General features: G+C 43.2%; 11 protein-coding genes. 7 read left to right on the forward strand and 4 right to left on the reverse strand.

Annotated elements, in window-relative coordinates:
• Complete coding sequence (locus tag Q0788_RS03455) at positions 1–1,137, forward strand: glycerate kinase (protein WP_298807883.1); 1,137 nt, start codon at positions 1–3, stop codon at positions 1,135–1,137.
• A gap of 111 nt (positions 1,138–1,248) precedes the next feature.
• On the opposite strand, the gene Q0788_RS03460 is transcribed toward Q0788_RS03455, so the two are convergent.
• Positions 1,249–2,118: a LysR family transcriptional regulator gene (locus Q0788_RS03460; RefSeq protein WP_298807886.1), complete on the reverse strand. Its 870-nt coding sequence runs from the start codon at positions 2,116–2,118 to the stop codon at positions 1,249–1,251.
• Between the two features lie 107 nt (positions 2,119–2,225).
• On the opposite strand from Q0788_RS03460, the gene Q0788_RS03465 reads away from it, so the two are divergent.
• Entirely contained in the window at positions 2,226–2,726 is a 501-nt protein-coding gene (locus tag Q0788_RS03465; RefSeq protein ID WP_201566832.1) for a lactoylglutathione lyase family protein, read from the forward strand.
• Positions 2,727–2,958: 232 nt separating this feature from the next.
• Positions 2,959–3,771 (forward strand): enoyl-CoA hydratase, encoded by an 813-nt coding sequence (locus tag Q0788_RS03470; RefSeq protein WP_298807891.1) that lies wholly within the window; start codon positions 2,959–2,961, stop codon positions 3,769–3,771.
• A gap of 190 nt (positions 3,772–3,961) precedes the next feature.
• On the opposite strand, the gene Q0788_RS03475 is transcribed toward Q0788_RS03470, so the two are convergent.
• From Q0788_RS03475 to Q0788_RS03485, 3 genes are all read right to left on the reverse strand, one after another.
• Entirely contained in the window at positions 3,962–4,300 is a 339-nt protein-coding gene (locus Q0788_RS03475; RefSeq protein WP_055124581.1) for a RidA family protein, read from the reverse strand.
• 74 nt (positions 4,301–4,374) lie between these two features.
• A complete protein-coding gene (locus Q0788_RS03480) occupies positions 4,375–5,622 on the reverse strand; it encodes an FAD-binding oxidoreductase (RefSeq protein WP_298807894.1) in 1,248 nt (415 codons plus the stop codon).
• Between the two features lie 343 nt (positions 5,623–5,965).
• Entirely contained in the window at positions 5,966–8,170 is a 2,205-nt protein-coding gene (locus Q0788_RS03485) for an ATP-dependent helicase (protein WP_298807897.1), read from the reverse strand.
• Positions 8,171–8,580: 410 nt separating this feature from the next.
• On the opposite strand from Q0788_RS03485, the gene ychF reads away from it, so the two are divergent.
• The 4 genes from ychF (at position 8,581) to Q0788_RS03505 (ending at position 12,905) form a co-directional block, all read left to right on the forward strand.
• Entirely contained in the window at positions 8,581–9,672 is a 1,092-nt protein-coding gene (gene ychF / locus Q0788_RS03490) for a redox-regulated ATPase YchF (protein ID WP_201547425.1), read from the forward strand.
• A gap of 129 nt (positions 9,673–9,801) precedes the next feature.
• On the forward strand, positions 9,802–10,431 hold the full coding sequence (locus Q0788_RS03495) for a hypothetical protein (RefSeq protein ID WP_298807903.1): 630 nt from the start codon (positions 9,802–9,804) through the stop codon (positions 10,429–10,431).
• 273 nt (positions 10,432–10,704) lie between these two features.
• Complete coding sequence (locus Q0788_RS03500; RefSeq protein WP_298807906.1) at positions 10,705–12,120, forward strand: deoxyguanosinetriphosphate triphosphohydrolase; 1,416 nt, start codon at positions 10,705–10,707, stop codon at positions 12,118–12,120.
• Between the two features lie 104 nt (positions 12,121–12,224).
• Positions 12,225–12,905 carry a TetR family transcriptional regulator gene (locus tag Q0788_RS03505; RefSeq protein ID WP_057759356.1) on the forward strand — a complete coding sequence of 227 codons (681 nt, stop codon included), beginning with the start codon at positions 12,225–12,227 and terminating at the stop codon, positions 12,903–12,905.
• Positions 12,906–12,907 lie beyond the last annotated feature (2 nt).

A 12,907-nucleotide genomic window follows, 5' to 3' on the forward strand; every position in this document is an offset into this window, starting at 1 on the left:
ATGAAAATTTTGATCGCTCCTGACTCGTTTAAAGAAAGTTTAGAAGCGCTGGACGTGTGCCACGCAATTCAATCTGGTTTTAGTCAAGTGTTTCCAGATGCTGACTATAAGCTGTTGCCAATGGCCGATGGTGGTGAAGGCACCTCAGCGGTATTGTCTTATGTATTAGGCGGGCGCTGGAAAGAAGTCAGAGTACATGACCCATTGATGAGACCGATTACGGCAAAGTATCTGTTATTGCCTAATGCGACTGCTGTTATCGAAGTGGCCCAAGCCTGCGGATTGCACCTACTGACAGCTGATGAGCGTAATCCTGTTATTGCGAGTAGCTATGGTGTTGGGGAGCTGATCGAAGATGCGTTAGAAGAAGGTGCTAAGCGTATCGTTATTGGTCTAGGTGGTAGCGCGACCAACGATGCAGGACTTGGTATGCTAATGGCGCTAGGCATAACATTTCATGATATTAATGATAGCCTGCTCACTCATGGTGGTGGCGCACTTGCTAGCTTACATAAGCTCGATAACACTAGCCTGCATGCAAAGATATCAGACACGGTATTTGAAGTTGCTTGTGATGTGACCAATCCATTATGCGGTCTGCTGGGTGCAAGCGCAGTATTTGGGCCACAAAAAGGCGCTTGCCCAGAGCAGGTCAATACTTTGGACAAGGCACTCAGTCACTTTGCGACCATATGTGGACAGCATGGCTATGAAGACTGTCAATACGCTGAAGGCGCTGGCGCTGCTGGCGGTCTTGGCTATGCGATGATGACATTCTTTCAAGCTCAGCTGAAGTCAGGCTTTGATACGGTGGCCGAAGTGGCTCACCTGTCACAGCATATCGCAGAGGCTGATCTTGTCATCACTGGCGAAGGCAAACTAGATGCACAAACAGCCATGGGTAAAGTGGCAGGCGGTATCAGCCAAATCGCTAACGCCAGCCGTACACCTGTTATCGCTATCTGCGGCAGCGTCGATGGGCTAAAACCTGCTCAGACCAGCCAGTTCGATGTGGTCATGCCGAGTATCCAAAAAGTAGACACGATTGATAACGTGTTAGGCTCTGCTTATAACAATATTGAGACTACTGCTGCTAATATCGCTGCAAGTATCAAACTTGGTCAGACTTTAAAATAGACGCAATCTTTTATAGTCGCAATCTATCAATGAACATCTTTTGTTAAACGCACAGCTATTGAACTTTCGATTAACCCTTCATTAGCTGTGCATTTATCATTCTCAACATACCTATAGCCATTTTTTTACTTCATCAATGACCGTATGCATTCTGTTAGAAAGTGCCTGCTGTCTTCTGACTGCCAGATATAGCGTTTCGCTAACGGCAACTGGTAAATGATGACTGCTAATCAGATCAGGCTTTGGATAAGCAGCCACTGCATGTGCTGGCAAGACAGTAAAACCTATTCCTCTGCTGACGGGCTCTAAGATTAACCCTATCTGATTCGAAAAGCCCTTTTTCTCAAAATCATTGATATGCTGGAATTGCTCATAATTAGCAGTCAGTAGCATGCCTGCATGATGGGCTCCATCTGGATGATCGATAAACCCAAGCTCGATAAGCTGCTCCCAGCTAGGCTCTACTGTAGCCGCAGGGGTTACTAGTATCAATGCTTCTTGTGCCATAGGCCTGCAGCTAACTGTTTCATCGTCTGAGATATCCGTCATAAAGCCAATATCAATCTCGTGATTTGCCAGTGCCCGCTCAATATCAGAATTTGGAGCAAAACGATAATCAATGACTAGTTTTGGGTGCTGCTGCTGTAAAGACAAAAGCTGCGGATATAGTTTAAGTCCCACACTACCTGGTGACATCAAACGCACCAATCCTTCATAAGGCGGATCTTCACCGATGCGCTGTTCTAAATTTGATAATCGCTGCAATATCTCGCCTGCTTCTTTATAAAGCTGCTCACCTGCATTGGTCAATGAAAACTGCTTTCCTTGTCGAATCAACAAGTCTGTATCTAGTTGCTCCTCTAACTTACTTATGTGTTGGCTCACACCGGACTGCGTCATATATAGACGTTCAGCTGTGCGGGTGAAGTGCCCAACTTCGGCAAGCGTACAGAAAGTTCGTAGCCATGTAATATTTATCATTACGTTTCATACTTATTTATATAATATTTGATAATTTTACATAATGAAGGTGCATTTGTATACTGGCCTCACGTTAAACAAGAATACAGCAAACAGGAGCACAAGCTATGAACAATGTTTATCCAAGAAGCTTTTCGCACATCGGTCTGTCAGTCCCTGACTTAGATGCCGCCGTAAAATTTTATACTGAAGTGATGGGTTGGTACACCATCATGGAACCAACTGAGATTGTCGAAGATGACAGCCCGATTGGTGAGATGTGTACTGAAGTATTCGGTGCAGGTTGGGGCAGCTTCCGTATCGCTCACCTATCTACTGGTGACCGTATCGGTGTTGAGATTTTTGAATTCAAAAATCAAGAGAACCCTGAAAACAACTTTGAATATTGGAAAACAGGTATCTTTCACTTCTGCGTTCAAGATCCAAATGTTGAAGATCTGGCTGAGCGTATGGTTGCCGCAGGTGGTAAAAAGCGTATGGAAAAACCACGCTACTACTACCCTGGCGAAAAACCTTACCGCATGATTTATATGGAAGACCCGTTCGGCAACATCGTTGAGATTTATAGCCACAGCTACGAGCTTATCTATAGCGAAGGCGCATACTAGGTTCAGTATAAATACAGCTTAGTATAAATTTAACCTAGTATAGATTTAGCTTATATCTGACTGAAAAACCAATAGCGTACTCATCATCTGAGTGCGCTATTTTTTTCGTGAGCTTTCTATGTCAGTCACTTATTGTATAGAATATGAGCCATGCTACTATTTACAACGATTTATATAACTTTATAAATAGCAGCCTTTGCCAAATCAAACCACCCATTATCAAGGATGATAAATGACTCAATTAGGCACCACTCTAGACCTAGACGACCTTCTGATTATTAGAGAAGACAATAAAGACAGTGGCGTCGTCACGCTCACCTTAAACCAACCCAAGCAATTTAATGCATTATCCGTTGAAGTGCTGTCTGCTATGCAAGCAGAGCTAGACAGTATCGCTCAAGACAATACAATCAGAGTCGTGGTTATTCAAGCGACAGGCAAGGCGTTCTGTGCTGGTCATAATCTAAAACAAATGCGCGCACACACAGATGCAGCATTTCATCGTGCGCTATTCCAGCAATGTAGCAAAATGATGCTTACTATCAACTGTATGCCACAAGTCGTCATTGCAAAAGTACAAGGGATTGCTACCGCTGCAGGATGTCAGCTGGTCGCCGCTTGTGACTTGGCCGTTGCCGCTGATAATGCAAAATTTGCCACCTCTGGGATAAATGTTGGACTGTTCTGCTCCACGCCTGCCGTTGCTGTCAGCCGTAACCTACCTCGTAAGCAAGCGTTTGAGATGCTAATCACAGGTGAGTTCATCGATGCGCATACTGCCTTGCAATATGGATTGATCAATCGAGTCGCACCAGCAGAGCAACTAAATCAAACACTACAATCATTGATAACGGCGATTACTACCAAGTCTCCGGTGGCAGTAAAAACTGGCAAAGATATGTTTTATAAGCAGCTGGGTATGAACATCGAAGATGCTTATGACTATGCCAGTGAAGTAATGACATACAATATGATGGCAGACGATGTGGGTGAAGGGATTGATGCATTTATTGAGAAGCGCCAAGCGGTATGGAAAGGGTGCTAGTACCTATGACACTAATCATTGTATTTTTTAGATGACGTCATACAGCGTAGGCTTTATCTAGAAAGCTAGCACGCCCTTTTTCAATAATTAAACTGGCGTATTGCCAAGCATAAAAAAGGCCACGATATCATTATCATGGCCTTTTCTATTTCTATTTAATACCGATACTACAAGTACTGCGAGCCGTCTATTACTCAGCAGCGATGGCGATCATCTCAACCAATAGCTCAGGACGTGCCAATGCTGACTCACCACAAGCGCGAGCCGGTGGCTGAATACCTTCAAACCACTGGTCATAGACTTCATTCATAGCAGCAAAATCAGCCATGTCTTTGATCCAAACCGTGACTGATAGTAGCTTTGATTTGTCGCTACCAACTTCTTCTAGCAACGTTTGAATTTTTTCTAGACAAGTCAATGTTTGCGCTTTGATATCGTCTTCTGCATTACCTACCTGACCACACAAATAGATAGTTTGGTTATGGATTACGGTTTTGCTCATACGTTGATTGCTGTGTAGCTTCTTAATCATGTCTATACCTTTTATTTATTAATTTAATTCTGTGCTAACTATAGTCAATCCACTATATATCAGATACGCGCTTAGTTAGAAAAACGCTGGGCACTAAATGGTGCAAGATCGACCAATGTAGGCTTATCGTGAATCATCTCTTCAACCAGACGCCCTGTCATTGGACCTAAGGTAAAGCCTTGATGGCTGTGACCAAATGCGAACCATAGTTTGTCATGCTTGTCAGCAGGACCGATGACTGGCTTCATATCAGGCATACAAGGACGTGAGCCTGCCCATGCTTCACTCTCAACTGCATCTTCTAATGGCAAGATTTTTTTAGCAAGCTTCAATACGGTTTTTAACTGACCAAAGTTCTTTGGCGCATTCATCGTGGTCATCTCAGCACCAGTGGTGATACGGATACCCTGCTGCATCGGCCCCATCACAAAGCCTTTGTCCATATCAAACATACTATGATTGATGGTGTTCTTTTCTGTCACTTTGAAATGCTGATGATAGCCGCGCATTGGGAATAGTGGCAAGTTATAGCCAAGGGGTCTGATCAAATCATTAGACCATGGGCCTGCTGCGATAACCAATTTGTCACTATAGTAGGTATCGTTATCCGTGATAACTTTCCAGCCTTCGCCATCTTGAACGATTTCTTTCACATCGCTTTCTTTGATCGTACCCTGCATATCTTGGAAGTTTTTTGCGTATGCTTTTACTAGCGAGCTTGGGTTTGATACTTGCCAAGAGTTTTTCCAATGAATTGCGCCAACGAAACCTTCAAAATTGGCACTAGGCTCCATTGCTTTGAGCTCTTCAAGGTTTAGTACGTTATGCTCAACACCTTGGTTACGCGCGTCGATGGCTGATACTTGCGCTTCTTTGAACGTTTCTTCCGAGCGATGCAATTGCAACCAACCATCACGAGTAATGAGCTCATCAGCACCAGAAGCGCTAATCATGGTTTGGTGCTCACTAGTACAATGCTCAATCAACGTCTGCCACTCTGATTCGATTTTTTTGACTGAAGCAGGCGTAGAGTATTTCCAGTACTGAAGCAGGGCTTGGTGATAACGTAGAATTGCCGGAATACGATAGCGAATATCGGTACCTTGGTTTGGCAACACTCTGATCATTTCTGTCAGCTGACGAGGAAAAGGATGTGTATGAATGGCTTCGCGCTGAATCAATCCTGCATTGCCGTATGAGGTCTCTGACCCTGGCAACTTTTTGTCTAACAATAATACATTTGAGTTATTTTTTTGTAGATGCCACGCGATTGACGTGCCAACCATACCTGCACCGATAACGATAACTTCGTAGCGCATAACCTATCCTTTTCTTAGGGTGTTAATACAGAGTATCAAATATAAGGGTCTAACAGAATTAGGTGGTAATAGTAACGCATTAGGATAAATTTGAAACCCTTATCTGAGAAATATTTTCGCGTCACATACTTTTGGTTATGGGGTTTTTGAGAAGGTATTTTTGATAGGAATAATACTGGCCTTGAGCAATAATCTAGCAACAATTTTAGTGAAAATAACGATAAGTTATCTAATGTTCTTGGTTATAAAAAGTTCAAGTATTCGAAAGCTCACTTATCTATATTACTGAACGGTTTTATTAGCTTATGTTTAATTGATTGGATAATCAACTAAACATAGAATATTACCACCAAATGGGATCATCGTCTTCTATCATGGTTCGCCTTGTCGTTTCAACCGTGACCTCATCCGCAGATAGCTCAGCGATAAAACGTGACGGCTTATCAAAATATCCAGAATAACTAGAAAAGTAATTTGGTGCTGTCAGATATAACTGCGTCTTCGCACGACTACAGGCAACATAAAACAGCTTACGCTCTTCTTCTAATGCTTCAAAGTCATCTAAAGAACGATGATGCGGCGTGATGCCATCTACCAATGAGTTAATAAACACTACTGGCCACTCAAGTCCCTTAGCACTATGAATAGTCGAGATAGTAACTTTGTCATTGCTACTGTCTTGTCCATTATCCAGATTACCCATGACAGCAACCGAATCATTAGGTGGGTCCAAAGCGAGATTTTCTAAAAAGCTATCAAGGCTTGTGTGCTCTGTCGCTAAGTTCTTTAGCACCCGAAAATCTTCGGTACGCTCACGCCAATTTTCTTCAATCAGCTTTAACACTGGAATATAAAACTCAAGAATATGTTCAATGGCTGTCTCGACCGATTCAGCTTGCTGTGCCTTGGTAAGCGCATGATATAGAGGCTCTAGCTGATCACTTTTTTTCGAAAATGGCGCTGCCAGTAAGGATTCAAATGCATTATTGTCAGCAGTAATGGCTTGGGTTAAGCGCGTCGCCGTCACTGCACCCACCCCTTTGAACAAAGTTAAAATACGATACCAAGCAATCGTGTCATTTGGGTTATAGAGTATTTTGACAAAGGCCAATACGTCTTTGATATGACGTCTTTCAATGAACTTGATACCGCCCACCACGATAAAGGGAATGTTGCGCGCCATAAACTCTAGCTGTACGTAATTGGACTGAAATGATGTACGGCATAATACCGCAAAGTCGTTGTAATCATACTCTGACTTTAGCGCGACAATCTTATCAGTGATATAGCCCGCTTCTTTTGGCTCATCACTGAGTCGTCGAAATACTGGCTTGTGTCCTTCTATCGGCGCATCAGAATGCAGCTGCTTTTGATAGCCTAGCGTGATTTGCGCGGACAACGCATTGATATAGTTTAAAACGGATGGCGAGCTGCGATAATTTTGCTCAAGCTTAATAAGTTTGGCATGAGGATAAGTCTCACCGAACAGCAGAATGTTTTCATAATTGGCACCGCGAAACGCGTAAATACTTTGATTGTCGTCACCGACTACCATCAGCGATACCGACTCAGGCTCACATATTAAGTCGATTAGCTGCTTTTGCGGAATATTAGTGTCTTGATACTCATCAACCATAATGTAACGATACTGGCTTTGCAGTAGCTGTCGAAAAGTGTCATTGGTTTTTAAATGACGTACGACTTGGCTAATTATGTCATCAAAATCATATAAGTGATTGGCGCGTTTATACTCATGGAAGTCAACTGCCAGCTGCTCGATGATAGGAATGTGCACGGCAATATCTGGGTAGTTACTTTCGATTAAGTCGCGAATTTGTATACGTCTATTTCTAGACGTCGATATGATATTTTGCAGCGTTTTTTTGCGCGGAAAGGCTTGTGACTTGGTCTGATTAGGATACTTTTTTTCTTTATGCACCAAGTCGATAGCATCCTCACTATCGCCAGTATCCAGAATCGTAAATCGCGGATTGATACCGAGCAGCCCTGAATATTGTCGTAGCAACATATTACAAAAAGAGTGAAAAGTACCACTAGTGATGCTATTCAATGCCCTATCGGTTGGCAGCTTATCCTCAGCCAGCTCTTCATCTGATAGTTCTTGATTTGAAAGACTGCTTGCCAGCAAAGATTTCGCTCGTTCCTTTATTTCATTTGCGGCTTTACGCGTAAAGGTCAGTAGCAAAATTTCTTTAGGCGACACCCCATTTTCCAATAGATAACTGGTCCGATAGGTGAGCGTTTTAGTCTTGCCCGAACCAGCTCCAGCAATGACCAATACTTTGCCCTCGATCGTAGTCGCGGCCATTAGCTGATCGGAATTTAACTCACTGGCATAATCGACCTTTAACTCCAAACCACTATCTAGCCTTTGCTTTAATAACTTGAGGTTTTTCGGCTCAGCAGTATCGATTAAATTTGCTTCTAACTTTTTAATAGCCTGCTCAAGTCGAGTCAGTTTAGGCTTCATCTCAAGGAAGTTCTGTGGGTATTTATAGTGGCGTGTGTCAAAAATCGAGGTTGTCATTATCTAAAATTGCCTTACATTTTTATTTTGGCGATATTATCAGCGTATGTCTGACTGTTTATAGCTTTAGAATAAGTATGATTTGCTAAACCTAGCAGAATATAGGTGCTGAATTTACGTCAACTTTGAGTCCTTATCTATACGTGACAGTTTACCATATTAAAAAATAGGATTTATCAGCTCACATAAACTATGTGTCACTCGTATTGATTCGCCTTATTCATTTTTAAGCCTCTAATATGACCTGCTTTTATCGTAAAGATGCATATTGTCATTGGGTAAAAACCTGAGCATATACCGTAACAACCTCACCCCTATTCAGGTAAATTTGCTACAATGTGCCCAATTTTGATTTATCATTTAACCAAACTTTATACCAACTGATTTTATTAATACATTGAGAGAATGTTATGGGTTTTAATTGCGGCATCGTCGGCCTACCAAACGTGGGTAAATCCACCTTGTTTAATGCGTTGACCAAAGCGGGTATCGCCGCTGAAAACTTTCCATTTTGTACCAAAGATCCCAACACGGGTATCGTGCCAGTACCAGACCCACGCCTAAAGCAACTGGCTGATATCGTCAATCCTGAACGCGTTCTACCAACGACCATGGAGTTTGTTGATATCGCAGGTTTGGTCGCAGGCGCGTCAAAAGGCGAAGGCATGGGCAACCAGTTCCTAGCTAATATTCGTGAGACTGATGCGATTGCTCACGTCGTGCGCTGTTTTGATGATGATAACGTCGTCCATGTTGATGGTCGCGTTAGTCCGATTGATGACATCGAAACCATCAACACTGAACTGGCACTTGCAGATTTAGAAGCTGTTGAGCGCGCAATCCACAACCAAACCAAAAAGGCTAAAGGTGGTGATAAGGACGCGCAAGCATTGCTTGATGTGTTCAAAAAAGTTGAACCATTGCTAGCAGAAGGCAAAGCGGCTCGTGCAGCTAACCTAGATGCTGATGAGAAAAAACTGATCAGAAGCTATGGTCTAATCACGCTAAAGCCAACCATGTATATCGCTAACGTTTCTGAAGATGGTTTTGAAAACAACCCATACCTTGACGCTGTTCGTGATTATGCCACTGGTGAAGACTCTATCGTCATCGCCCTATGCAACCAGATCGAATCTGAAATCGCTCAGCTTGATGAAGACGATAAAAAAGACTTCCTAGCTGAAATGGACATGGAAGAAGCTGGTCTTGATCAAGTCATTCGCGGTGGCTATGATTTACTTGATATGCAGACTTACTTTACCGCTGGCGTAAAAGAAGTACGTGCTTGGACTGTCGCTATTGGTGCGACAGCGCCGCAAGCAGCTGGCGTGATTCATACTGATTTTGAGCGTGGTTTCATTCGCGCTGAAGTCATTGCGTATGATGACTTTATCGAATATAACGGTGAGAAAGGCGCTGCTGCTGCCGGTAAATCGCGTCTAGAAGGTAAAACTTACATCGTACAAGATGGCGACGTGATGCACTTTAGATTTAACGTGTAACTTTAAATAGTATAGCTTGTCTAAAGTTAATTAGCCGATGTTGGATCTTCTCCATCATCGGCTTTATTTTATATATTAAATGTTATATTATAACATATCTTTATTTTGCTTATTTAAGGATTTATAACTGTGACTAATTATTTTTCTTTTTCTAAACTTGCAGGTATTACTATATTAGGTAGTGTGATGGCAGGCTCTCTATTGGGCTGTCAGCCAAACAGCGATACCGATGCAGTGGTATCTGAAAAAGCGCCAATAGATAATCATGCCAAGCATGAACAAGGTCATGAGATGCATGACGATAAAGAGCATGAAGATCACGGCCACGAAGAACATAGTGATATGGAACACGATCATGAAGGGCTTAATCATGAAGGGCCTAATCATGAAGGACACGATCATGAGAGTCATAGCCACGAAGAACATGCGCACGCAGGTCACGATCATGCAGCTCATGCCAGCAGCAGCACTCCTTTCTCTTGTGAGCCTGCTGCTACTATCGGCGTTTCTTATCATAGCGACAGTACACCGCAGACAGCGCATTTGCTCATCGATGGTATCGAATACGATTTGACAGCTACTGCTAATAGTGAAACTGATGCTGATAAGGGCATCTATACCAGCGATATTGGATTAGACGATACCCACGGCATCATATGGCAAGTAAATGGAGACAAGGCCACATTGCTCAATAAGACACTGGACAGCGATGTAGCTATCGACAAAGAAGACGTAATTTTTAACTGTCAAAAGTCTTAATATAGTCGATTCAATATAATTTGGATACAAGCAAAGCGAGTGAAGTTACTACCAGTAGTAGGCTAAGCGAAACTGGCACTGCATCCGATTTATAGGGCATTAACTCTAGTCAAATAAGTCTAAAACGGGTACAAGGCAGCCGACTGCAGATTATACAAATAGTACCTCTAAGGAGGGTAACATCGTAGCCGTTTAGTAGTTCTCTGACTATACAGCTGTACCAAGGGCTCTATTTTGCTATGCTAGAGGCTCCCTTGGTTCCGGATGTTTAATATGCTAAGTACTCCAACCTCTTCGTCGTCCCCTACCGCACAATGGTCACATCTCCTCAACTCACAGCGTCTTGGTGCTTTCAAAAAATTTAACGCCAATACCAGTACTCGCTCTCAGTTTCATAAAGACTATGACAGACTGGTATTTTCTCACTCTTTTCGCCAGTTAAATCAGAAAACCCAAGTCCATCCATTGACCAATCAGCTTGGTATTCATACGCGCCTGACTCACTCGCTAGAAGTGTCTTCTATTGGTCGCTCTTTGGGAATGATGGCCGCCGAAAAAATTCATGACGCATTAGGTAGCGGCCTACCAGCAGGAGTCTCACCAGCAGATGTCGGCGTGATTGTACAAGCGGCTTGTCTCGCTCATGACATTGGCAATCCACCTTTTGGCCACGCTGGAGAGTATGCGATTCGTGATTGGTTTAGGCAGCCTGAACCGCAAGCGATTTTGCAAAATTTAAGCAGCAACGAGCGATTAGACTTACTGGCATACGAGGGTAATGCTCAAGGGTTTCGCCTATTGGCACGTAATGAGCATCATCCTGACAAGGGTGGTATGCGGCTCACCTGTGCCACGCTGGGCGCCTTTATGAAATATCCGTGGTTGGCGACTCACAGCAACGATGTCAATAACAACCATTATAATGTGCAGAAATTTGGCTGCTTTTATAGCGAAGCGTCTCAACTAGAAGAGTTAGCGGCATGTTTGCACTTACCACGCTCAGAGCAACACGATGGCTTTGCGCGCCATCCATTGGCTTACCTGCTAGAAGCAGCAGATGACATCTGTTATGCGCTAATCGATTTAGAAGATGGCATCAATCTGAATATGCTAACCTATAGCGAAGTGGCTACGATATTTTATGAGCTGATTGGTGAACGTCCAAGCAGCGTAAACTTGCCAGCGCATATGTCTGTCAGACAAAGCCTAGCCTCCCTGCGGGCACGAGCCATGATGCGTTTGGTCAATACCGTCACCGATGCTTTTGTAGCCAATAGTGATGCATTGCTAACTGGAACGCTGCAAGGCAGCCTATTTGCCCATTGCGATACCAGTGTGCAGAATGGTATCAATCAAGCTAAGCAGCTGGCACGCGAAAAAATATTTAACCATCCGAGCAAAGTAAGAATGGAGCTGATGGCCAATCAGTGCTTACATAGCCTATTGAATGCCTTTATGCCACTCGCTTGGACAGGGTCTCAATCTGCTACTATGCAGCCGCCGATGTCTTTTGAGCAGCAACGTCTGTTAAGATTACTACAGCCTCATCTTGACGAACATCGCCGCATCTTGTCTGACGATATCTATCATAATGTCTTAAATATTTTGGATTTTATTACAGGTATGAATGACCATGAAGCTTATCGACTGGCGCAAGAATTGCAAGGCCATTGGGGCACAGTGGTTTAAAAGACCAATGCAGGTTTAGTAAATTAACACGAATGGCGTATTTCAGTCGTATTTATACGTTGAAATGAGTATGATAAACACCTACCGGACAATTTTGAAATATTATGAGCAGTCGCGAACAAAAGAAACTTCAAACTCGGCACGCCTTTTTTAATGCTGTGCTCGATTTATGTATGACAGGGCAATCTTTTAGCTCTATCAGTCTCAGACAAGTAACACGCGAGGTTGGCGTTGTGCCGACGGCGTTTTATCGCCATTTTGATGATATGGAGTCACTCGGGCGCGCTTTGGTCATTGAGGAATTGGGCGGTACGTTGGCCACGTTAAGTGATAGCCTGCAGATTGGGCGCAAACGTAGCTTCGATCGTCAAATCGCAAAAAGTATTCAGCTATTCTTGTATATGGTCAGCGATCAGCCTTACTACTGGCAGTTCTTGGTCAGTGAGCGTTATGGTGGATCAGAAGCAGTACGCAAAGCCATCAATGAGTTGATTAAGATACATGCTCAAGGGTTGGCCGACGACTTAGCGTTGCAGCCAGCGTTTACCCATATCAATGCTTATGACCGTCGCCTATTGGCGGAGGCTGGCGTGAATATGTTCTTCTCTTGGATTATTGATTGGCTAGAGCTGACTTACACGGAAGATCACGATGATGAAATTGATCTAAACGAAATCGAAGAGAACAAGCAGCTAATGCTACATAACTGTACTCGTCAAGCACAAATGCTTTTTTACGGAGCATATAATTGGAAGTCTAGTGAAGAAACACGCCTCAAAGACTAAAT

It is taken from the genome of uncultured Psychrobacter sp., from assembly GCF_947500265.1.
In the GTDB taxonomy this organism is placed as follows: domain Bacteria; phylum Pseudomonadota; class Gammaproteobacteria; order Pseudomonadales; family Moraxellaceae; genus Psychrobacter.

What these genes read in the sequence shown, in the direction of transcription:
- Q0788_RS03455 (WP_298807883.1), top strand. Translation starts at nt 1, where the DNA reads ATGAAAATTTTGATCGCTCCTGACTCGTTTAAAGAAAGTTTAGAAGCG.
- Q0788_RS03460 (WP_298807886.1), bottom strand. Translation starts at nt 2,118, where the DNA reads ATGATAAATATTACATGGCTACGAACTTTCTGTACGCTTGCCGAAGTT.
- ychF (WP_201547425.1), top strand. Translation starts at nt 8,581, where the DNA reads ATGGGTTTTAATTGCGGCATCGTCGGCCTACCAAACGTGGGTAAATCC.
- Q0788_RS03465 (WP_201566832.1), top strand. Translation starts at nt 2,226, where the DNA reads ATGAACAATGTTTATCCAAGAAGCTTTTCGCACATCGGTCTGTCAGTC.
- Q0788_RS03500 (WP_298807906.1), top strand. Translation starts at nt 10,705, where the DNA reads ATGCTAAGTACTCCAACCTCTTCGTCGTCCCCTACCGCACAATGGTCA.
- Q0788_RS03480 (WP_298807894.1), bottom strand. Translation starts at nt 5,622, where the DNA reads ATGCGCTACGAAGTTATCGTTATCGGTGCAGGTATGGTTGGCACGTCA.
- Q0788_RS03505 (WP_057759356.1), top strand. Translation starts at nt 12,225, where the DNA reads ATGAGCAGTCGCGAACAAAAGAAACTTCAAACTCGGCACGCCTTTTTT.
- Q0788_RS03485 (WP_298807897.1), bottom strand. Translation starts at nt 8,170, where the DNA reads ATGACAACCTCGATTTTTGACACACGCCACTATAAATACCCACAGAAC.
- Q0788_RS03470 (WP_298807891.1), top strand. Translation starts at nt 2,959, where the DNA reads ATGACTCAATTAGGCACCACTCTAGACCTAGACGACCTTCTGATTATT.